22 protein-coding genes are annotated in these 21,431 nt (G+C 72.1%); 7 read left to right on the forward strand and 15 right to left on the reverse strand.

Annotated elements, in window-relative coordinates; all coding sequences use genetic code 11:
* The first annotated feature begins 40 nt into the window (after window positions 1–40).
* Together CC117_RS21500 and CC117_RS21505 are read left to right on the forward strand one after the other, a co-directional pair.
* Window positions 41–895, forward strand: a complete 855-nt coding sequence (locus CC117_RS21500; RefSeq protein ID WP_071086963.1) for a helix-turn-helix transcriptional regulator — start codon at window positions 41–43, stop codon at window positions 893–895.
* Window positions 888–1,874, forward strand: a complete 987-nt coding sequence (locus tag CC117_RS21505; protein WP_241830303.1) for a 1-aminocyclopropane-1-carboxylate deaminase/D-cysteine desulfhydrase — start codon at window positions 888–890, stop codon at window positions 1,872–1,874. The genes CC117_RS21500 and CC117_RS21505 overlap by 8 nt, the downstream gene beginning before the upstream one ends.
* 43 nt (window positions 1,875–1,917) lie before the next feature.
* Here the strand turns inward: CC117_RS21505 and CC117_RS21510 are convergent, their stop codons facing one another.
* From CC117_RS21510 to CC117_RS39950, 7 genes are all read right to left on the reverse strand, one after another.
* The gene (locus CC117_RS21510; protein WP_241830309.1) at window positions 1,918–2,946 is read right to left on the reverse strand and encodes an ABC transporter ATP-binding protein; all 1,029 of its coding nucleotides are present in this window, start codon (window positions 2,944–2,946) and stop codon (window positions 1,918–1,920) included.
* A gap of 105 nt (window positions 2,947–3,051) precedes the next feature.
* Window positions 3,052–3,903 carry an ABC transporter permease gene (locus CC117_RS21515; RefSeq protein ID WP_116287859.1) on the reverse strand — a complete coding sequence of 284 codons (852 nt, stop codon included), beginning with the start codon at window positions 3,901–3,903 and terminating at the stop codon, window positions 3,052–3,054.
* 43 nt (window positions 3,904–3,946) lie between these two features.
* Complete coding sequence (locus CC117_RS21520) at window positions 3,947–4,753, reverse strand: ABC transporter permease (protein ID WP_071086966.1); 807 nt, start codon at window positions 4,751–4,753, stop codon at window positions 3,947–3,949.
* A 74-nt stretch (window positions 4,754–4,827) separates the two neighbouring features.
* Window positions 4,828–5,424 carry an NUDIX hydrolase gene (locus tag CC117_RS21525; RefSeq protein WP_084132530.1) on the reverse strand — a complete coding sequence of 199 codons (597 nt, stop codon included), beginning with the start codon at window positions 5,422–5,424 and terminating at the stop codon, window positions 4,828–4,830.
* Window positions 5,425–5,718: 294 nt separating this feature from the next.
* Window positions 5,719–6,498, reverse strand: a complete 780-nt coding sequence (locus CC117_RS21530; RefSeq protein ID WP_071086967.1) for a hypothetical protein — start codon at window positions 6,496–6,498, stop codon at window positions 5,719–5,721.
* 306 nt (window positions 6,499–6,804) lie between these two features.
* Window positions 6,805–7,488, reverse strand: a complete 684-nt coding sequence (locus CC117_RS21535; protein WP_116287855.1) for a response regulator — start codon at window positions 7,486–7,488, stop codon at window positions 6,805–6,807.
* The gene (locus CC117_RS39950) at window positions 7,485–8,759 is read right to left on the reverse strand and encodes a sensor histidine kinase (protein WP_071086972.1); all 1,275 of its coding nucleotides are present in this window, start codon (window positions 8,757–8,759) and stop codon (window positions 7,485–7,487) included. The genes CC117_RS21535 and CC117_RS39950 overlap by 4 nt, the downstream gene beginning before the upstream one ends.
* 158 nt (window positions 8,760–8,917) lie before the next feature.
* On the opposite strand from CC117_RS39950, the gene CC117_RS21545 reads away from it, so the two are divergent.
* The 3 genes from CC117_RS21545 (at window position 8,918) to CC117_RS21555 (ending at window position 11,335) form a co-directional block, all read left to right on the forward strand.
* On the forward strand, window positions 8,918–9,202 hold the full coding sequence (locus CC117_RS21545; protein ID WP_071086974.1) for a hypothetical protein: 285 nt from the start codon (window positions 8,918–8,920) through the stop codon (window positions 9,200–9,202).
* Window positions 9,148–10,392, forward strand: coding sequence for a hypothetical protein (locus tag CC117_RS39835; RefSeq protein WP_131803114.1), 1,245 nt, complete (start codon window positions 9,148–9,150; stop codon window positions 10,390–10,392). The genes CC117_RS21545 and CC117_RS39835 overlap by 55 nt, the downstream gene beginning before the upstream one ends.
* Window positions 10,393–10,507: 115 nt before the next feature.
* The gene (locus CC117_RS21555; RefSeq protein ID WP_071086978.1) at window positions 10,508–11,335 is read left to right on the forward strand and encodes a MerR family transcriptional regulator; all 828 of its coding nucleotides are present in this window, start codon (window positions 10,508–10,510) and stop codon (window positions 11,333–11,335) included.
* Window positions 11,336–11,378: 43 nt separating this feature from the next.
* Here the strand turns inward: CC117_RS21555 and CC117_RS21560 are convergent, their stop codons facing one another.
* The 4 genes from CC117_RS21560 to CC117_RS21575 all read right to left on the reverse strand — a co-directional run bounded on the left by CC117_RS21560 (window position 11,379) and on the right by CC117_RS21575 (window position 14,514).
* Window positions 11,379–11,876, reverse strand: a complete 498-nt coding sequence (locus CC117_RS21560) for a DoxX family protein (protein WP_071086981.1) — start codon at window positions 11,874–11,876, stop codon at window positions 11,379–11,381.
* Between the two features lie 107 nt (window positions 11,877–11,983).
* Window positions 11,984–13,249, reverse strand: coding sequence for an APC family permease (locus CC117_RS21565; protein WP_407673568.1), 1,266 nt, complete (start codon window positions 13,247–13,249; stop codon window positions 11,984–11,986).
* Window positions 13,250–13,445: 196 nt separating this feature from the next.
* On the reverse strand, window positions 13,446–13,592 hold the full coding sequence (locus tag CC117_RS39240) for a VOC family protein (protein ID WP_321572628.1): 147 nt from the start codon (window positions 13,590–13,592) through the stop codon (window positions 13,446–13,448).
* Window positions 13,593–13,683: 91 nt separating this feature from the next.
* Window positions 13,684–14,514, reverse strand: coding sequence for an SAM-dependent methyltransferase (locus tag CC117_RS21575; protein WP_241830304.1), 831 nt, complete (start codon window positions 14,512–14,514; stop codon window positions 13,684–13,686).
* Between the two features lie 118 nt (window positions 14,515–14,632).
* On the opposite strand from CC117_RS21575, the gene CC117_RS21580 reads away from it, so the two are divergent.
* Window positions 14,633–15,937 carry a hypothetical protein gene (locus tag CC117_RS21580; protein ID WP_071086986.1) on the forward strand — a complete coding sequence of 435 codons (1,305 nt, stop codon included), beginning with the start codon at window positions 14,633–14,635 and terminating at the stop codon, window positions 15,935–15,937.
* Window positions 15,938–16,031: 94 nt separating this feature from the next.
* Here the strand turns inward: CC117_RS21580 and CC117_RS21585 are convergent, their stop codons facing one another.
* The 4 genes from CC117_RS21585 to CC117_RS21600 form a co-directional block, all read right to left on the reverse strand.
* The gene (locus tag CC117_RS21585) at window positions 16,032–16,787 is read right to left on the reverse strand and encodes a dienelactone hydrolase family protein (protein WP_071086988.1); all 756 of its coding nucleotides are present in this window, start codon (window positions 16,785–16,787) and stop codon (window positions 16,032–16,034) included.
* A gap of 324 nt (window positions 16,788–17,111) precedes the next feature.
* Window positions 17,112–18,287: a macrolide family glycosyltransferase gene (locus CC117_RS21590; protein WP_071086990.1), complete on the reverse strand. Its 1,176-nt coding sequence runs from the start codon at window positions 18,285–18,287 to the stop codon at window positions 17,112–17,114.
* Between the two features lie 421 nt (window positions 18,288–18,708).
* Window positions 18,709–19,494 carry an SDR family NAD(P)-dependent oxidoreductase gene (locus tag CC117_RS21595; protein ID WP_071086992.1) on the reverse strand — a complete coding sequence of 262 codons (786 nt, stop codon included), beginning with the start codon at window positions 19,492–19,494 and terminating at the stop codon, window positions 18,709–18,711.
* A gap of 216 nt (window positions 19,495–19,710) precedes the next feature.
* The gene (locus tag CC117_RS21600) at window positions 19,711–20,232 is read right to left on the reverse strand and encodes a putative immunity protein (protein WP_071086993.1); all 522 of its coding nucleotides are present in this window, start codon (window positions 20,230–20,232) and stop codon (window positions 19,711–19,713) included.
* A 160-nt stretch (window positions 20,233–20,392) separates the two neighbouring features.
* Here CC117_RS21600 and CC117_RS21605 point away from each other — a divergent pair, with 160 nt between their 5' ends.
* Window positions 20,393–21,313 (forward strand): nitroreductase/quinone reductase family protein, encoded by a 921-nt coding sequence (locus CC117_RS21605; protein ID WP_071086994.1) that lies wholly within the window; start codon window positions 20,393–20,395, stop codon window positions 21,311–21,313.
* Window positions 21,314–21,431: the final 118 nt, after the last annotated feature.

Consider the following 21,431-nt stretch of genomic DNA (forward strand, 5'->3'; position numbering starts at 1 on the left):
CGTCCCTGGCTGTCACCGCCGGGGCGGGCATGGTGGAGACGTGGACAGAACCGAACTGGGCGACTTCCTGCGCCACTGCCGCGGCCGCCTCACCCCCGCGGACGTGGGACTGTCACCCGGCACACGCCGACGCACCCCGGGACTGCGCCGCGAGGAGGTGGCGCAGCTGGCCGCCATGTCCACCGACCACTACACCCGGCTGGAGCAGGCCCGCGGTTCCCGCCCGTCCCGGCAGATGCTCGCCGCCGTCGCCCGCGCACTGCGCCTGACCGGCGACGAACGGGACCACCTGTTCTACCTGGCCGGTGAGGAACCCCCCCGCAGCCGGTCGACCACCGCGCACATCCGCCCCGGCCTGCTGCTCATCCTCGACCGGCTGACGGACACCCCCGCCCAGGTGATGAGCGACGCCGGCGACATCCTCGCGCAGAACCTGCTGGCCAGGGCCCTGCACGGCGACGCGTCCACCCACCCTGAAGCGGACCGCAACATCGCCTGGCGCTACTTCACCGACCCCACCGCCCGCGACCTGTTCCCCGCCGAGGACCGCGACCAGGCCGCCCGCGCCGTCGTGGCGGATCTGCGCGCCACCGCCGCCCGCCGCCCGGACGACACCCGGCTCGCCGAGCTGGTACGCCGCCTCCGCGCCCGCAGCGCGGAGTTCGCCGGCCTGTGGGACACCCACCACGTCGCCGTACGCCACGCCGCCGTCAAACGTTTCACGCATCCGGTCGTCGGCCTGCTGGAACTGGACTGCGAGGTGCTGCTCAGCCCGGAACACGACCAGCGCCTCGTCGTCTACACCGCCCGTCCGGGCAGCACCTCCCACGAACGGCTGGAGCTGCTGCGGGTCGTCGGCCTGCAGGACCTGACCCGGGGTGGACCCCGTGGCTGACCCGCCCGGGCCAGGGCACGTCCCGCGGGGGCCGGTGCCGCAGCTGCCGTCACCGGTGGTCGAGGTGGACGACGACCGGCTGGCCGCCCGCGGAGTACGACTGCTCCTCAAACGGGACGATCTGATCCACGCCGACGTCCCAGGGAACAAGTGGCGCAAACTCGCGCTCAACCTGACCGCGGCCGTCGAACAGGGCCATGACACGCTGCTCACGTTCGGCGGGGCGTACTCGAACCATGTGGCCGCGACCGCCGCCGCGGGCTGGCATCACGGGCTGGCGACGATCGGGGTGATCCGCGGGGAGGAACACCGCCCCCTCAACCCCGTCCTCGCCGACGCGGCGGCACGCGGCATGCGGCTGACCTACCTGGACCGCACCCGCTACCGGGCCCGGGACGACCCGGCGCTGCACGCCGAGCTGCACGACCGGTTCGGCCGGTTCTACCTGCTACCCGAAGGCGGCAGCAACACGCTGGCGGTCCGCGGCTGCGCCCAGCTGGCCGCCGAGCTCCTCACCCAGGTCCCGACAGCGGACGTGGTGTGCGTACCGGTCGGGACCGGCGGCACCCTGGCCGGCCTCGCCGCGGGCCTCGCGGGCCTCGGGGACCCCGCCGCCGGGCACACCACCGGCCCGGGCGCCAGCCCGGATGACAGGCGGCGGGCGGTGGGGGTCGCGGTGCTGCGCGGCGGGTTCCTGCCCGGGCAGGTCGCCGCCCTGCAGCAGGCCACGTTCACCGCGGTGACGGCGAACTGGACGGTGCTCGACGGCTTCCACAGCGGCGGCTACGCCCGCCGCGACCGGACCCTCGACCTGTTCATCGCCGACTTCGCGGCCCGGCACGGCCTGACACTGGACTGGGTGTACGGCGCGAAGATGATGCGCGCCCTCTACGCCACGGCCGGTGACCAGCAGATCCCGGCCGGGTCGACGGTGGTCGCGGTCATCACCGGCCGCTGCGACGACACGGGACGGCGGTAGAGAGAGGGCGGTGGACGTCGCCCCGGTCTCCGGCACGACACCACTACGGTGCGCCCGGCCCACCCCCCGCCAGCCCGGCACCGGCGGCCGGCCCGGACGCCACAGGCACCACGGGGGATCCGGGGGATCCGGGGGACGGGCGGGTGGCGGCGTAGAGCCGGCGGACAACGTCCTCGATGTCGGGTTCCTCCACGGTGAAGTCGACGACGTCGGCGATACCGGTGACCGCGGCCAGGACCCGCGCGGCGGTCGTCGTCACCGCGTCGAACGCCAGCCGCTGCCGCAGACCGTGCGCCTCGCTGCCCAGATGACGGRCAGCGGGGATCGCGGTCAGGTCCACGGTCGGGGCGGCGAGGTCGACGACGAGCACCCGGTCGGCACCCGCGGACCCGGCCAGGCCCGGCAGGTCACCGTCGTAGGCGAGGCGACCCTGGTCGATGACCAGCACCCGGTCACAGAGCCGTTCGATGTCCCCCATGTCATGGGTGGTCAGCAGCAGGGTCGTGCCATGCGCGGCCCGTTCGGCGATCAGGAACTCGCGCAGCCGCTGCTTGGACAGGACGTCCAGGCCGATCGTCGGCTCGTCGAGGATGATCAGCCGGGGGCGGTGCAGCAGCGCGGCGGCGATCTCGGCGCGCATCCGCTGCCCCAACGACAGCTGCCGCACCGGCGTCGCGAGGAACTCACCCATCTCCAGCTGCTCGACCAGCTCACCGGTGCGGGCCCGGCCAGCGGCCGCGGGCAGCGCGTGGATCGCCGCGAGAATCCGAAAGGAGTCACGGACCGGCAGGTCCCACCACAGCTGGGACCGCTGGCCGAACACCACCCCGATCTGCCGCGCCAGGCGCCGCCGGTCCTTCACCGGCCGCAACCCGCAGGTGTGCACGGTGCCACCGGTCGGCACCAGGATCCCGGCGAGCATCTTGATCGTGGTGGACTTCCCGGCGCCGTTCGCACCGATGTAGCCGACCGCCTCACCGGCCCCGATCCRCACGGTGAGACCGTCGACGGCGGTCAGCCGCCGCCGCCGCATCCCGTCACGCACGCTGAACTGCCGGGTCAACCCGACCATGTCGATGATCGCCGGCGGGTCAGCGCCGCCAGCTCCATCCGCGCCGCCCGGCGCAGGTTCGAGGCCCCCGGCGCCTGCACAGGTGCTTCCCATGCTTCCCACGGGTCAGCCACCGCCTCCCTGATAGTGCCGCACACCCCACCGCCAGCACAGCAGCGCCATCGCCCACGTCCACCCGGCGGCAAGCGGGCCGCACCAGCCCAACCAGCTCGGCAGCCACCCCGGCCCGGGCAGGTCAAGCAGCGCCAGCGTCGGCAGATAGCCGGTGAACGCCATCGGGAAGAAGAACCCGAACAGCACGACCAGCGGCCGTGACCACACCGACGCCGGCTGCGTCGCGGCATACCGGCCGCCGTACACGAACGCGTTCGTCATCTCCCGGCCGTCGACGAGGAAGAACTGCAGCCCCCCGGCCCAGACGAACATCGCCGCGAACATCGCGCACCCGCTGAGCAGCGCCGTCACCAGCAGCAGCACCGAACCCGGCCCCCACGGCACGTCGCAGACGACCAGGCCGGCACTCAGCGCGGCGACACCGACCGCCGCCCGGGCCAGCCTGCGCAGGCTCAGCTCACTGGTGACCAGCTGCGCCAACAGCGGCTGCGGCCGCAGGTAGAACACGTCGAACGTGCCGGCCCGCAGATAGGTCGGCAGCCGGTCGCAGTGCCCGAACACCAGATCGGCGAGGGAGAACGCCAGGTCCGCCAGGCCGAACACCAGCAGCATCTGCCGGAACTCCAACCCGCCCAGACCCGACGTGGCGTGGAAGATCACCCACACCTCGGCGAGTTCGACCACGGCGGACAGCAGCGAGCTGAGCAGATCCAGGGCGAAGTTCGTCCGGTAGGACGTCTGGGAGCGGGCCCGCGACGCCAACACCGCCCGGTACGGCCGCAGCCGCTCCYGCACGGTCAACGGCCCCCGGCCACCCCGGTCCACACCCCCGGCACCCCGCACACCCGCGACGGCGACGGTCGCCGTGGTGGCCGCGGTCGCCGGTTCAACCACCCTGGATCTCCAGGCGGTGCCGGCCGGCCCGGGTCAGCAGCGCACCGAGCCCCCCGACCCCGACCAGCCAGCCAACCTGCACCCCGACCAGCCCGACCGCACCAGCGGCGTCCACCTGCCCGGCGAGCATGTCCACCGGGTACATCAGCATCGACGGGAACGGGGTGGCGTGCGCCAGCAGCTCCAACCAGCCCGGGAACAGCCCGATCGGCACGAACAACCCGGCGAGGAACCCGGAGACCACCATGTAGACCAGCTGCACCCCGCGGGTCTCCACCAGCCAGAACCCCACCGCCGCCACCAGATACACCGTCGCCGCCGAGATCACGACCGCCAGCAGCAGCCCCACCACCGCCAGCACCCACACCGCCACCGACCCCGGCCAGGTCATGTCGACGACGACCATGCCGATCAGCAGCTGCGGGATCCCCCGCGGCACGAACGCGAACAGAGCCTGCCCCACCTCGGTGGTGATCGTCGCGGCCTGCACGTCCAACGGACGCAGGAAGTCGACGGTGACCTGCCCATCCTTGATCCGCTCCGCGATGTCACTGCCGCCCCAGAAGTTCACCGAGCCGAGCATCGCCTGCGACAGCCAGATGTAGGTGCCCATCTGCCCCCGGTCGTACCCGCCGACCTCACCGCCGGCCGCGCGCACCGCCGCGAACAGCACCGCCACCTTCAACAACCCGAACGTCACGTTCGCGACCAGCCCACTGAGCGCCGCGAGCCGGTACGTCGCCTGCCGGCGGAACCCCGCGGCCAGCAGCAGCCCGTACACCCGAACCGTCGCACCCATAAGAACATCAACAATACGGGTGCCCGGCTTCTCCCCGTCCGGACATCGCCGACAGGCGAGGGTGAGGAGGAACGTCAGCCGTTCGCGCCGGGACCGGCAAGGGCGAGGGCACGGGTGACCAGATGTCGCATGAGCGCCGGGTCACCGCCGCGGTACCGGTCCAGGAACGCGGCCGCGGGCAGCTCCACCCGCCCCGCCGACTCGTATCCACCCTCCCACGGGGCGAGCCGGACAACCCGACCGACGTAGATCACCATGTAGGTGAGATCRTCACCGCCGAAGTAGTCGGATTCGATCACCTCGACCAGGGTCAGCGGCCCGAGACGCGCCCGGACCTCCTCCCACACCTCCCGGCGCGCCGTCTGCTCCGCGGTCCGCTCGCCGCGCTGCACATGGCCTCCCGGGATGTCCAGCCCGCGGGGCAGGTCGGCGAGGAGCAGCAGCCCCGCCGCGGTCACCGTGACCACCGACGCGCTGGTCACGGCCGCGAACGGCGGCTCGACACCCGCCCCCCGGCAGCGCAGCGTGACCGCCCCGGCCCGGCCACGCGATGTCGACCGGCGATCACCACCCGGGCCCGCCACTCCCGTTCCCGTTCCCGGTCCCGTGCCCGGGGCGGCGGCCAGCGCCGGATCGGTCCCGGGTCGCGGGGCGTCGGACGGCTCACTCATGCCGGCGAGCGTAGCCACCGCACCCCCGCCCGCGACATCCCTGCCCCCGAACCCCACCGTCGGCGACGTCCCCCACAAAGGCACGTGGGGGACGTCGCCGACAGCACAGGAAAGGACCCAGGCCGGCACTCCAGAACCACACCAAAAGGGCCCCCGTACCCTCGCGCGGGGAGATAAAACAATGTACCGGCGGACGATGCGGAAACCCGCGGACTGCGTTAAGTCGGAAATCCGTCGCCGATCGCTTCCCGGCGAGCGGCCACGGTCCTGCTCATGCTGCCACCGGATTCCCGGTCACCGGCGTGGAACCGCCCGATCGGTCGGCACCAGCACCTGCCCGGTGACGAACTCACTCCACAGGCCGAACCGGTGAACACCACGCGGGTCGGTGCTTTCCACATAGCTCACCGGCCGCTCACCAGCCGACGTCACCGCCCCGAACGTGATCACGAACCGGGTCGTGCCGGGACGGTCCTGCGGCGGGGTGCTCGTCGGCGGCAGCAGCTCGTCGAGCGCCCACCGGTACCGCCCCTGGTACGGCGCCGACACCGGCTCCAGGGTCTGCTCCAGCACCACCCCGGTGGACGGGAACGCCAGCACCACCCCCGCCCGCCCGGCGACCCGGCTGTTCACCGCAACCGCCGACACCTGACTGCCATCCGGGTAGCTGGCCTGCGCGGACCCGACCCGCGACCCCGCCGGGCAGGCCTCGACACCGTGGGTGTCCACCATCTCCCGGCTGCACGTCGGGAACGCCGACGGGTTGAACCGCAGCTTCTCGTCGAACAGGAACACGAACCGGCGGGCAGCCGCGGGTACCGGCGCACCGTCCGCGGTCCGACTGGTCCGGTCGAAGGTCACCTCCACCCCGGACGGGCTCCCCGCCCGCGCCACCGACACCTGCAGGTCGTCCACGTTCTCCGGACCGGTCACCGTCGCCTCCGCGGGCCGCTGCGGACCAGCGGGAGCCGGATCCGGCGCACCCCGCCGGCCCTCGCCCTCCGACCCGGCGACCGCACCCGGCGCGGCCGCGACAAGCAGCGACGCCGCACCCGCCACAGCACCGGCGAGCATTCCCGGCCGCGCCACACCACGCCGGCGCGACGGCCTGGCCCTCGCCGGCGGTGACACATCTCTGGACGTCCGTACCGCGGAAAGAAACGTCATGCCCTACGTAACGGCCTTCGTCCTCCCCCGGGTTCCACCGCATTCCGCCATCATTCCGTACCCCGCCCACCAGAATCGCCCACAGAACATCTCCAGCACCCCCGACCACCAGTGCACACACGGCGTTCCGACCCGCCCGYGCAACCGGACATCACCAGAAGACACCTACGCCTGTCCCCGCCATTCCGCCCGCGACCCGTCGCAGACGCCACCTCAGCCGCCGTCGGAGTCGGCGGAGTCTGCGGCGGACAGCCGGGCGTCGTGCACCAGCAACGCGATCTGCACCCGGTTGTTCAGACCCAGCCGGGACAGGATCCGCGACACATGCGTCTTCACCGTCGGCAACGCCATGTGCAGCGCCCGGGCGATCTGCGCGTTCGACGCACCGCCACCCACCGCCAGCGCCACCTCCCGCTCCCGCTCCCCGAGCAACGCCAACCGAGCCCGGGCACCCACCACCGTGTCCTCACCCGCCGCGGAACCAGCGACCTGCGCGATGAGCCGGCGAGTCACCGCCGGGGACAGCACCGGATCCCCCGCGGCAACCGTGCGGATCGCCGCCACAATGTCCCCCGGCGCGGTGTCCTTGAGCAGGAACCCGGCAGCGCCCGCCCGCAACGCCCCCAGCACATGGGCATCGGTGTGAAACGTCGTCAGCACCAGCACCTCCGGCGCACCCGGCCGGGCCCGCACCTGCGCGGTCGCGGCCAACCCGTCAACACCCGGCATCCGGATGTCCATCAGGACCACCGCCGGCCGGTACGCCTCCACCAACCCCGCGACCTGCGCACCGTCCGCCGCTTCAGCCACCACCCGAATGTCGTCCGCGCCGCCGAGCATCAACACCAGCCCGGCCCGGACCAGCGGATCGTCGTCCACCAGCAGCACGTCAATCACCCGCCACCCCCATCCCGTCCCGGCACCGTCTCCGGCCCGGCGCAGACGGTGTCATCAGCGCCATCAGCAGCGCCGTCGGCGCCGCCCTCAGCCGGCCACGGCAGCCACGCACGGACCACGAACCCGGTGCCGGTCGGCCCCGCCTCACACACACCACCGACCAGCCGCGCCCGCTCCGCCAGCCCGGCAAGCCCCCGCCCCCCACCCCCACCCGGCACCACGACCGCGGCACCCGGCAGAACGACACCCGCACCGGGCCGGGACACCACCGCGGGAGCGGTGGTGGTGACGATCACGGTCAGGCCCTGCCCCGGCGCACCCGCCACCCGCACATCCACCGCGGCACCGGCCGCGTGCAGCCGAGCGTTCGTCAACGCCTCCTGCACGATCCGAAACGCCGCCCGGCCCACCGTCGCCGGCGGCACCGCCCCCGCCGGCGGCATCCGCAACCCCACCTGCCCGCCGGCCACCCGCGCCTCCGCCACCAGYCGCCCCAGATCCGCAAGTTCCGGCTGCGGCGCACCCGACGCCAGCGACTCTCCGCCGCGCAGCACCCCGATCACCTCCCGCAGATCCCGCAACGCCAGATGGGCGTTCTCCCGGATCACCCCCGCCGCCGCCACCACCTGCTCCCGCGACGCCCCCGTGTTGAACTCCAACGCCCCCGCATGCACCGCCAGCAGCGACAGCCGATGCCCCAGCACGTCATGCATCTCCCGTGCGATCTCCTCACGCACCTGCGCACGGGCCTGGTCGCCGCGCAGCGCCGCATCCGCCTCCGCCAGCTCCGCCCGCTCCCGCAGCGACGCGATCAACTGCCCGCGGGACTGCCGGAACAGCCCCCAGCCCACCGCCCCGGCCACCAGCGTGAAGTACGTCAACGCCCGCCCGACCCGGTCCTCCTCCAGACCGCCGACCCGCCACAGGAACAGCGGCAGCGGCGCGAACGCCAGCGCCGCCACCCACGCCGTCACCCGCCGCGGGCACCGGGCCGCGACCGTGAACACCGCCACCACCACCGGACCGGCCAGAAGCGGCGTCTGCGTATCCGCGACCAGCAGCACCACCGCCAACGGCACCGGCCACCGCCGCCGCCCCAGCAACGCCACACAGCCGACCACCGCCGCCACCGCGTCAACAGCCCGCCACAGCGACCCCCGTTCCTCCAGGACCGGAACGGAATCGGCGACGAAGACGGCGAAACCCGCCGCGCACAGCATCAGCGCCACATCAGCGGCCCGCGCACGGCGGGCGGCCTGCACAGCGCGCATGCCCCGGCAATCTACGCGGCCCCCCACATCCTCACGCCCCGCCCGCCGCGATCAGATACCAAAGGACGACACCCACCCCGCCACCACCGACTTTGGTCACCGCCCCACCTCCCTGCGCCCGATACCGCCGGGCGCGCCCGCTCCCTACCGTCACCACCATGACCCCCACCCCGCCCCCACCCGCCACCCCCGCCGCCTCCGGCCCCGCCCGCGGCCCGGTCGCGGGCACAGGCCGCGCCATCGGCGGGATCCTCGCCATCGGCGGCATCGCCGGTGTCCTGCGCGAACTGGTCGGCATGCCGCCGCTGCTGGGATTCCTGCGCTGGTTCACCGCCGACGGCTACGAAATCCTCTGCTACGCCCTCATGGTCCTGGCCGGGACAGCCCTGTGCCTCGCAGCGGACAGAGGCACCCGCCGCACCCGCACCCGCACCCGCACCTGATCGCCGCCCCGCCACCCGCCGTGAACACCACCACCCCACCGCCACCCGCATCGACCGCCCCGCCAGCCGACGCGCCGGCCCGCACCCCACCGGCCGGACGGGCACGCCTCGCCGCCACCGCCGGGCTGCTCGTCCTCGCCCCGATCTGCGGCGAACACCTCATCGGCTACGACTCCAGCATCGGACGTCCCCTCGACCTTCTCGCCAGCCTGCTGTTCTTCATCCCGCTCTACGGCACCGTCGCCGTCCTCATCCGCGAAGCGGTCCGCCGCCGCGGCGGCGGACCCCTCGCCCTCGTCGCCCTCGCCGCCGCGTTCGGACTCGCCCAGGCCGGACTGATCGACCAGAGCCTGTTCGACCCGCACGTCACCGGAGACCCCGCGTACGACGACGACCGCACCCACACCCTCATCCCCGGCACCGGGCTGGCCGCCCATCCACTGCTGAACTACGTCGCCGGCCACGTGATCTGGACCTTCACCGCACCGATCGTCGTCATCGAATCCCTCGCTCCCCGCATCGCCGACCGGCCCTGGGTGCACCGCCGCGGCCTGCTCACCCTGGGCGCGTTCTACCTCGCYGCCGCCGCACTGATCCACTCGGACACCGGTGACGTCGACGTCTCCCCGGCGCAGCTCGCCGCCACCGCGACCGCCGTCCTGCTCCTGGCCGCCGCCGCCCTCATCCGCCCGAAACGCCGCACCCCCCGCACCCGTCCACCGGCACTCTCTCCGCCGGCACTCCCACCGCCGACGCCACCCTCGGAGGCGGAGCTGGTCAGAGCCCGGTGGCGCCGCACCTGGGGCCCACGGCTGCTCGCCGCCGCCGCCCTGACCACCTTCACCACCCACCAGCTGCTCCCACCCACCTGGGCCGGCACCCTCGCCGACCTGGCGATCCTCACCACCGTCGTCGCCCTCCTGCACCGCGCCACCCGCCAGCACCACCGCCACCACCGCACCAGCAGCCAGGGACGCCGCCGCGCCCTCACCGTCGCCGGCGCCGCCCTCACCGTCAACGCCGCCCTGTCCTTCGTCGTCGACCCGATCGGCACCGTCTCCTACCCGGCCAAATACGCCGCCAACGCCACCCTCACCGTGACCGTGCTGCTCCTGCTCGCCGCTGCCCACCACCAGCTCACCCGCGCCGACCCCGCCGACCCACCACCCGGTGCGCCCCGTGAGCAGTGAGCAACGATGACCAGCAGGTCCCGGCCGAGGCGGGCCGGCCGCCGAGCCCCGGATCCGGGCCGGCCTTGCCGGCCTTGACCGTGACACGGTGGCAGGCCCTACACCAGAAGGCGTCATGTTCAGCATCGGAGACTTCGCCAGGCACGGGCTCGTGTCGGTCCGCATGCTGCGTCACTACGACGCGATCGGACTACTGCGGCCCGCCCACGTCGACCCGGCCAGCGGCTACCGCTTCTACCAGGCCGGCCAGCTCGCCAGACTCAACCGCATCATCGCCCTGAAAGAGCTCGGCTTCACCCTCCAGCACGTGCAGGCGATCCTCGACGAGCAGGTGAGCGTCGAGGAACTGCACGGCATGCTGAGGCTGCGTCGAGCRGAACTCGAGGCGACGATCGCGGCGGACACCGCCCGGCTGGCCCGGGTGCAGGCGAGGCTCCGTGTGATCGAGAACGAGGGACGCATGCCCACCGACGACGTTCTGGTCAAGCGCATCACCCAGGTCCGGGTCGCGGAACTGGTGGCCACAGCCGTCAGCTACGCACCCGAGGACATCGGACCCGTCCTCCAGCCACTCTTCCCCGACCTCGTCAGCCGGCTGGCACGCGCCGGCCTGACACCGACGGGACCCGCCATCGCCTACTACGCGGATTCTCCGCAGGGCGACGACACGATCATTGTCCATGCGGCCCTGCCAGTCGCCGCCGAGCCCGACGCCAGCCACGACTTCGCGATCACGGACCTCCCGGAGATCCCCTCCGCGGCCACCATCGTGCACCGCGGGTCCATGAACGAGGTCGTCTCCACCGGCCAGACACTGGCCGCCTGGATCGACACCAGCGACTACCGGGCCGTCGGATACCCCCGCGAGCTCTACCTCGAATGCCCCCCGGGGGCTCCTGGACGCTGGGTCACCGAACTACAGGCGCCAATCACACAAGCCTGAACCGGTGATCATTTCGGTTCGTTCCTGCCTGTGGGGTGTGCGGTCAACCCGTGCCAGGCGCGGCGGCGGTGCGATGCCAGCGGGCGTCGAGGGAGTAGGCGCCGGCACCGACGATGAGCAGGAAGAGGCAGCCGCACAGCTGGGCGAGGTCAGTGCGGGATTCGTGGAGGAACTCCCACCAGCCGGATGCGTCAGTGAAGAGCGGGGCGTCACCCCACAGGATGGGCAGCTTCGTGATGAGCAGCGCACCCACCATGTTCACGATCATCGGCAGGGTGGCGAGTCGGGTCAGCAACCCGGCCAGGATCAGCCCGCCGCAGGCGATCTCGAAGGCCCCGTCCAGGGGCGCGACGAAGCCCGGGGCGGGGATGCCAGCCCTGCCGAACCGGCCGGTGCCGAGCTCGTCAGGGTAGAGGAACTTCTGAATGCCCTCAGAGAGAAAGACCACGCCGACGTAGAGGCGGATGAGGACCACCGCCGCCGGCGCGGTGGTCGCGGTGGTCGCGGTCAACCGGGCCGGCCAGGAGCCGAGCTGTGTCATACGAGGTGCCCCTCCGCCATCGAGACGTATCGAATACCGACACCGTCCCGCGAGTCAGAGAGACACCGGTGGTGATGCGCCCGGCCCGCGGCCGTGTCGTCCAGGGGTTACGGGGCCACCGTGCGGCGTATCCCATAGGCGGCAGCGCCCACGGCCAGCACCACCACCCCGACGATCACGGAGGTCGCCGGCAGAGCGAAGGCCAGCGTGAGGCAGCCGGCCAGCCCGAGAACAGGGATCAGGCGGTGCGGCCGGCCCTCGCCGGGGGTCAGGGTCCACACGGAGGCGTTGGCGATGGCGTAGTAGACCAGCACACCGAAGGAGGAGAACCCGATCGCCCCGCGCACGTCCACCGTCGCCGCGAGGACCGCGACGACAGCACCGACAGCGAGCTCCGCCCGGTGCGGCACCATGAACCTGGGGTGGACCGCCGCCAGGGCGTGAGGCAGACGCCGATCCCGGGCCATCGCCAGCGTGGTGCGGGAGACGCCGAGGATGAGCGCCAACAGCGAACCGAGCGCAGCCACCGCCGCGCCGACCCGCACCACCGGCGCGAGCCAGCCCACGCCCGCGGCGCGGACAGCATCGGCCAGCGGTGCGGTGGCGTCGGCCAGCCGCCCCGGCCCCAGCACCGCAAGAACAGCGACGGCGACAGCCGCGTAGACAACCAGGGTGATGCCGAGCGCGAGCGGGATCGCCCGGGGAATGGTCCGACCCGGATCGCGGACCTCCTCACCGAGCGTGGCGATGCGCGCGTAGCCGGCGAAGGCGAAGAACAACAGACCCGCCGCCTGAAGCACCCCACCGAAGGAAACATCCCCGCCGACGGTCAGCCGGGAGGCTTCCGCCTCACCGGAGGCGAGGGCGGCGAGAACCACCGCGGCGAGGACCACCAGAACCACAGCCACGATCACGCGGGTGAGCCAGGCGGACTTCTGCACCCCCGCGTAGTTCACAGCCGTCAGCACCACCACGGCCGCCACCGCGACCGCATGCTCCTGACCAGGYCACACGTACGACCCGACCGTCAGAGCCATCGCCGCACACGACGCGGTCTTCCCGACCACGAACGCCCACCCGGCCAGCCAGCCCCAGAACGGCCCCAGCCGCTCCCTCCCGTACACATACGTACCGCCGGACGCCGGATAACGCGCCGCCAGCCGCGCCGACGACGTCGCATTGCAGTACGCCACCACCCCCGCCACCGCCAACGCCACCAGCAGACCCGCACCCGCCGCCCGCGCCGCCGGCGCCAACGCCACGAAGATCCCCGCACCCAGCATCGCGCCCAGACCCACCAGCACCGCATCACCCACACCCAGCCGGCGCCGCAGCTCACCCGGCACACCACCCGCCGCCACATCAGCACCCACACCGATCACCCCTCCCACCGCAGACCGACCCCGGACGGCCCCCGGCCACCCCCGGCCCACCGCGACGTACCGCCACCCTGACCCCACCAGACCCATCAATGCAGGTGGGAGTCGGCGAACACACGGCGAACACCCGCAGCACCCGCCCACCGGTGCGCCCGTGGCGGAGCCGGGCTTTCGAACGGGTGCGGGCCGGCTACTCCGGCGGAGCCACCGTCGTCAGGCAGAACGGATGACCCGCAGGGTCGAACAGCACCCGCCACCGCACCGGATCCGGCTGCGCCGCGGCCACCGTCGCCCCCAGCCCGACCGCCTCCGCCACCGCACCCTCCAGATCATCCACCGCCACATCCAGAGGCCGCCCCACACCGACAACGCCACACAGGACAAACCCAACCCGCCCGCGGATGAGCCGCCCTGCGTCCGGGCGCCCGTCAGGACGCCCGGCGACGCGCGTGCAGCACAGCGTCCCGCACCACGATCTCCCCACCACCAGACCCCATGACCGCCCGCGGACGGGACTGCGCCACCAGCACCTCCCACACCGCCGGATCCAACAGCCCGGCCAGCTCCCGCGCCTCACACAACATCCCGGCCTCCGGCCGCGGAATCCCCAACCCCAGATCAGCCGGATCGTGCCCCACCACCAGCAGCGACCCGCCCGGCGCCACCACCCCGCACAACCGCGCCAGCATCGCCGGGCGCCGATCCGCCGGCACGTGCAGGAACTGCGCCGACACCAGATCGAACCGAGTCTCGAACCGCGACACCCGCCCCGCCGCACGGCCACCGGCGCCGGCACCGGCACCGGCACCGGGATTCGACGCCGGGGCGGGGCTGGGCTCGGGCGGGGCGTTCAGACCCGCCCAGGTCATCGCATCCGCACGCATCCACATCACCCGCGCAGCGACCACACGACCCAGGTCCACCGCCTGCGCCTTGCCCCGCCGCAACGCCGACGCCGAGAAATCCACCGCCAGCACCTGCCAGCCGCGCTCCGCCAACCACAGCGCGTCCGCCCCCTCACCGCACCCCACGTCCAACGCCCGCCCCGGCGCCAACGCACCCGCCTCCACCACCAGCTGACTACTCGGACGCCCGCTCCCCACCCCCTCCCGCGACGCGTACCACCGCTCCCACGCCACCTCGTCCATCTCGGCCGTCTCACTCGTCGCGCCGGTCAGCGCACCATCCACCATGACACCCAGGATCCCCGGCACCCCGCCACCACCCACCGCCACCCCACCCCGAACACCCAGGCCCACGTCACCCCCTCCCCTCCCGCCGGAACAGACACGAACCGGCCGCAGGATGACGAACCCGCCTGCGCACCACGCGCGGCGCGCACGATCACCCACCCACCCCATCCGGTAGAACGAGAGCATGAGCTCGGTCGACGGCACCGCCACCACCCTGGAACAGGACACCCCACCCGGCCCCACCGGCCCGGAGGCGACCGGCGACCCGACCACACCCACCACACCAACACACACACAGACACAGACGCCGGCTCAGGCACCGGCGACGTCGGCGGAAACAGCCACCAGGTGCGCCTACCCCGACTGCGAACGCCCCACCGCCACCACCGACCGGCCCGGCCGACCCCCCGCCTACTGCGACGACCCCACCCACAACCGGCTCGCCGCCTACCGCCGCCGCCGCGACCTCGCCCGCCGCGACACCACCCCCGCCACCAGCCCCGACCCGACCAGCGGACGTCCCGCCACCCACCGGCCCCACGCCACCGGCCGACTACGCGCCGACGAACTCGCCGGCCAGATCCGCACCCTCACCACCGACCTCACCCGCTCCCTCGACGCCTTCGCCCGCGAAATGGCCAGCCTCGGCGACGTCGCCCGCGCCGAAGCCCAGGTCGAAGCCGCCGAAGCCGACGCCGCCGAACGCGTCGCCGAAGCCGTCGCCCGCGCCGTCCGCGCCGAACAGGCCGCCCGCGCCGAACACACCAGCCGCACCGAAGCCGAAGCTGTCGCCGCCGAAGCCGTCGCCGCCCTCGACGACGCCGAACAGCGCCTCACCACCAGCCAGACCGCACACGCCCAGGCCGTCGCCGACGCCGACGCCGCCCGCACCCAGGCCGCCGCGGACGTCGCCGCCGCCCACGCCGACGCCGAAACCCGCATCCAGGACATCCGCGACCGAGCCGCCGCCGACCTCGACCGCACCCGCGCCGACGCCGACGCCGAAACCACCCGCATCCGCGCCACCGCCGACCGCGAACGCGCCGCCCTGACCGCCGACCGTGACCGGCTCGCCGCCGCCCTCCAGGCCGCCGAACAGGCCGCCGAACGTGACGCGGCGGCCATCGCCGAACTACGCGCCGACCGCGACCGCCTCCGCGACGACGCCCGCCGCGAACGCGACGAACTCACCCGCCGGGCCGCCGCCGCCCAGGCCGAGACCGCCCAGGTCCGCGCCGCCGCCGCCGACGAACTCGAGCGCGACCGCGCGGCCGCCACCGACCTGCTCGAACAGGTCCGCGGCGAAGCGGCAGCCCGCCTCGCCGCCGAACAACAGACCGCCGCCGAACGCCTCGCCGCCCTCGCGGACGCCCGCGCCGAAGCCCGCACCCGCGCGGAACGCGCCGAACGGCAGGCCGACGAACTCGCCGCCGAACTGCGCGCCGCCCGCGCCCACCTCCTGCCCCGGCCCACCACATCACCCGAATGAGGCACCCGGGGCAGCCGCCAGGGCTGCCCCGGCTCCAAATCACCAGCCCGGCGGCTACCAGCCAGCCGCGGTGCGCACAGCCAGGGCCAGGCGGTCAGCCCGCCGACGCGGGCGCCGGCAGCGTGCGGGCGAACAGCGCCAGCGCACGGTCCCAGTGCCGCTGGGCGGCGGCCTCGTCATACACCGGGAAATCCGGCACCGCGAAACCGTGCATCGCCGGCAGAATCTCCGCCTCGTAATCCACCTTCGCCTCGTCCAACGCGGCCACGAGACGCGCATGATCAGCCTCGGTGTGATGACTGTCCTCATGCGCCGCCGCGACATACACAGCACCCTGGATCTGACCCGCCTGCAGATACGGGCTGGACGGATCATCCGTCGCCAGACCGCCGCCGTGAATCGACGCCGCCGCCGCGATCCGCTCCGGCAGCGCCGTCGCCGCCGTGAACGCGAACCGGCCACCGATGCAGTACCCGATCGCCCCCACCGGCCCCGGCAACGCACCCGGCTCGGCAGCCAACGCATCCAGCAGCACACCGAGATCCGCCATCACCGCGGCCGGCGGCGCCTGGCCCACCACCTCACCCAGCCGCGCCCGCTGCGCCGGATCCCTGAAATTGATCTCAAGCGGCCCGGTGGTCGCCGGCCCCGACCGGTAGAAGACGTTCGGCACCACCACCAGATACCCCGACCGGGAAAGCCGCTCCGCCATCCCCAGAATCGTGTCCCGCACGCCGTACGCATCCGGGAACAGAATGACGACCGGCGCCGGCCCCGGATTCTCCGGAGCCTGCAGGTAGACGTCCAACACCCCGTCAGCCGTCACGACATCACGCCGGGAAACCGCCATCATCAACACCTTCGCCTTCCACTCACGCCGCCCGTGCAACCCGGGCCCCGGTGAGCGGACCCCGGCAGGCGACCTCGACATGACCCACCCACAACCGGGCCGGCGAGCCCCGCATCGCACCGTCCGACCATCCGACACCGGGACATCCCACAGCCCAGCCCGGACCGGTCCGCACACCACCACGACCAGCGGGGCCGGCCGCGCCGCCGACACCGAAAGCATCTACCAGCCGAGCCAACCCGCGCATCCCACCCTCCGCGCCGGCAGCCGCCGATCAGCAGACGGAAACGGCACCGGCGCGCACGGTGAGGGCGAGCTCAGCGCTCAGGGCAGCATCCCCTCGAGCAGATCGGCGGCCCGCCGCGTGCCGCCCTCGGCCTGTGCCTCGGCCCGCAACAGCGCCGAACGGCGGGCGACCCGCGCGTCGCCGACCAGCTCCCGCAGCGCCGCCCGCAGCACGTCGGCAGTGGCCTGCGCCGTGTCGACACGGCGGGCCACCCCCAGCTCCACCAGCCGATCCGCATTCATGAACTGGTCAGCGGCCTGCGGCACCGCGATCATCGGAACACCCGCCAGTAGCCCCTCACAGCAGCCACCCATACCGGCATGGGTGACGAAGGCATCCGCCTGCTCCAGGATCGCCCGCTGCGGCACCCAGGAATGCACCGCCACAGAGGACGGGATGACACCCAGCTCCCGCCGGTCGGTGTACCGGCCGATCTGCAACACCACCGACCAGCCAGGCAGGTCACCGAACGCCGCCAGGCACTGGCGGTAGAACTCCGGCTGCCGGGTGTACGCCGACCCCAGCGAGATCAGCAGCACCTTCTCCGCGCCCGCCGGCCGAACCCACGCACCCGCCTCCGAAGCCAGGTCGAAACAGGGCCCGACGAACGTCACCCGGCCGGTGTCGACCTGGTCGGCGTGCGGCTGCATCGCCCGCGGGATCAACGCAAGGGCCCGCGTGGGATGCCCGGAGAACGCGTCCACCTCGGTCGTGGACGCCCCGCACCCGGCGAGCCACCGCGCGAACCTCGCCCGGTAGGCATCCGCACCCGGCAGCTGCCGCTGATGCGCCGCGACGTCCCGGTCATAGCCGTCCCACGCGACGATCGTGGGGGACAGCTGCACAATCGGTCGGCCCTGCGCCTCGGCGAGGGCCCGCGCGGCGTAGGCACCGATGTCGTACAGGTACAGATCCGCCGGGTCACGATCGTAGGCCGCGCGCAGCTGGGGAAGCGCCTGGACCGCATCGTCGAGGAACAGCCCCATCGCGCCGATCGGGTCATCCGGCCAGTCGTTGTCGGCGACCGGCAGCACGGAGGAACAGGGGACGAGCTCGGCACCGGTGCCGGCGATCAGGTCGGCCACCGCCGGGTCGTTCGCGTAGGTCACGCGATGACCGCGGGCCACCAGCTCACGGATGATCTCAAGACTGGGCAGGACGTGGCTCACGGCAGGGATACCGGCCATCGCGATATGGGCACGACGACGGGACATAAGATCGCTCACCTCGGATCAGAGCTACGGCAAAGGACACGACACGCCAGCGCGCCGACAGCTCCGAGAAGCTCGGCCGTCGGCGCGGGCAGGACACGCGAAGGCGTGCGGAGGAAGCCGGGGACATCGCCCCGACCGTGTCAGCCGTAGATCTGCTGCAGGTACATGCCGGCCACTCTAGCGGCCCTCATCCGTCAGAGCACCGAGGTTTCCCGCGACCCGGACCACCCGACAAGATCATCCAGGCCAAAGCCTCGACATGACCAGAACGATCATGTCGAGGCTTTGGCCTGGATGCGGTTGTGAGTTAGCTGTTTAGTTAGGGGTCATAGTAGTAGGCCGGGGTGATTAGTGATCAAAAAAGATAGGCCGTGGGATCAACAATGTTGATTATCTTGTGACCAGGTAACCTGCCAGCAGATCAGGCCGCCTGAAAGGCGACGGGGTTCGCAAGCACCGCCACGCCGGCGCGCCCACCATCGACGTCGACCACCGTGCCGTGCACGAAGGCGGCGTCATCCGAGGCCAGGTAGACAGCCGCGGCGGCGATCGCCGCCGGCTCACCCGCTCGACCAGCCGGTGTGCCGTGCATCAGCGCGTACGCCGGATGGTCCAGGTTCAGCTCGGGATCAGCAATGACACCCGGCGACACCGCGTTCACCCGAACCCCCTGCGGCCCGAACTCCGCGGCCCACGCGCGGGTGAGCGTCTCCAACGCGCCCTTGGTCGACGCGTAGAGCGCACCGATCGGCACACTCAACCGCGCCACCCAGGAACCCAGATTGATGATGACGCCACCACCCGCGGCGACCATCTCCGGCGCCACCGCCTGCGCGAGGAAGAAAGGCGCCTTCACATTGACCGCATAGACACGGTCGACCATCGCATCGTCGGCCGTCAGCGTCGTCGCCGGCGGATAGATTCCCGCATTGTTCACAAGAATGTCGATCCGCCCGCCCAGCAGGTCACTGGCCGCTGTGGCCAATGACCTGCTGGCAGCAGCGGTGCCGTCGAGGTCCGCGTGAACAAAGTCGGCCTTCCCGCCGTCCGCGCGGATCTGGTCGACCACCGCCTGCCCACGGCTGTCGTCACGCCCGGAAACGATGACATGCGCACCTTCCGCGCCGAAGGCCAGGGCGATCGACCGCCCGATGTTGCGAGTGGATCCGGTGATGAGAGCTGTCCTGCACTCAAGTCGACGTGTCATGGCCGCGACCGTACGAGGAAATTTTTGGACCAGCAAGTCCAAAAAGGAGGAGCGAAGTGGCCTCGGTGATGCATGGAGGATCTTGTGGTGAGTGTGGGAAGGAAGCTGCTCCCCTACTGGATGTCGACCATGATCAATATTGGACTTTCCGGCGAGTCAACAGCGTTGATTATCTTGAAGATGTCGATGGAGCAGGGCAGCAGCGCGCCTTGCTGATCAGCGGCGAAGAGCTGCGTCGAGCTGATACCGGAGCATGTCCAGTCGACTGCGACCAGGGCTGTAAACCGGCATCTGCCGCACGATTCCGCGCACTGCCGGCGGGGCGTGCTCGATCGCCCATCGGATCTCGGTGTCACCGATGCTGGTGTCTTCGCCTGCCGCGAGTTCACCCGCGCGCGCTGCCTGCATCGCCGGCCCGAGGGCATGTTTCGCCTGGTGAGCGGTGGCCAGTGGGTGGATGTAAGGGGTTGCTGCTGCGTAGCCCGCGGCGCGGGCGGCGGCGGCAGCAGCAGGGTCACCGACGTCCCGTGCGGCTGCCAGGGCCGCGAAGGCAAGGGAGCGCAGCGGCCCCATCCGCAGCTTTCCGCGCGCGTAGGAGCGGATGCCCTCGATGGCCTCGCGAGGGCGGGTATCGCCGGGAGCCTTCTCCTCGAACAGCGGCAGCACCCGCTCGGCGCAGTCGGCAGCCCAGACTCCGAGAAGTCGACGGTCCTCTTCGCTGATGGTCACCTTGTTCACCCGCACATCCTGGTGGACGGCTGCAGCGCCAACTGGCACCGCTGTGACCGACCCGGACGGCGCGCCCGCGGTGATAGCCTCCCAGCGGTGTCCCGCAGGCGGCGCGCCCGGTCGGGCGCGCGGTGGGCGGGCACAGGATTTCCCAGGGGTTTCCACCTACATGTCAGACGAGAACCAGTTCGAGGAATTTCTGAAGTTCCAGCGGGGAATCATCGACGAATTCCGTGCCAACGCAGGGAAAGTCGGCGGGATGTTCGAGGGTTCCACCCTGTGTCTTCTCACCACGACGGGGGCGCGCACCGGCCGGCCCCGCACCCAGCCGCTCGGCCTGATGCAGATCGACGGGCAGGACCTGGTCGTCGCCTCGGCGGCCGGCGCACCGACCCATCCGGCTTGGTACCACAACATCCGCAAGAACGCGATCGTGACGGTCGATACAGGCGATCGCACGTACCGGGCGATCGCCTCGATTCCCCCGCGCGAGGAGCGCGACCGGCTCTTCTCGGAAATCGCCGCGCAGCAGCCGGGGTACGGCGAATACCAGACGAAGACCGATCGGGTCATTCCGGTCGTCGCGCTCCATCCGATCGACCTCGACCCCGACCGAGTCAAGCACCTCGGTGACGAACTGGTCGAACTGCACGACTGGCTGCGCGGCGAACTGGCGGACCTGCGCGCGCGGATCGACGACGTGGTCGAGGGCAGCGCGAACGATGTCACGCCGCAGGCCGAGGGCGGCCACCTGCTCGCCGAACTACGGTCGCACTGCCTGGACTTCTGTCACGCGTTGAACGTCCACCACACCGGCGAGGACGTCGGTGCCTTCCCCGTGCTCCGCGAGCGGTTCCCGGCGTTGCAACCGGTGCTGGAGAAGTTCACCGAGGAGCACAAGGCCGTGGCCGAACTGCAGAACCGGATCAAAGAAGTGGTCGAGGACTTCACTCCCGACCGGGACGACCCGGTGCGGCTGCGAGCGGAGATGGCGGACCTTGCGGACCGGCTCGAAGCCCACTTCGACGAGGAGGAACGCCAACTCGTCACCGCGCTGAACGCGATGGGTCCCGCGCCGGTGCGCGGCTGAGCGGTCGAGGGGAGCACGGGCCCGAATCGGCCCATGCTCCCCTCGACCGCTGACATGGCGTCGTGGTCACGGTGCGGACCTTCCGGCGCCGGCGGCGCAGGCAGGCCAGGACGACGGC

Origin of the sequence: Parafrankia colletiae (assembly GCF_001854655.1) — a bacterium.
GTDB lineage: Bacteria > Actinomycetota > Actinomycetes > Frankiales > Frankiaceae > Parafrankia > Parafrankia colletiae.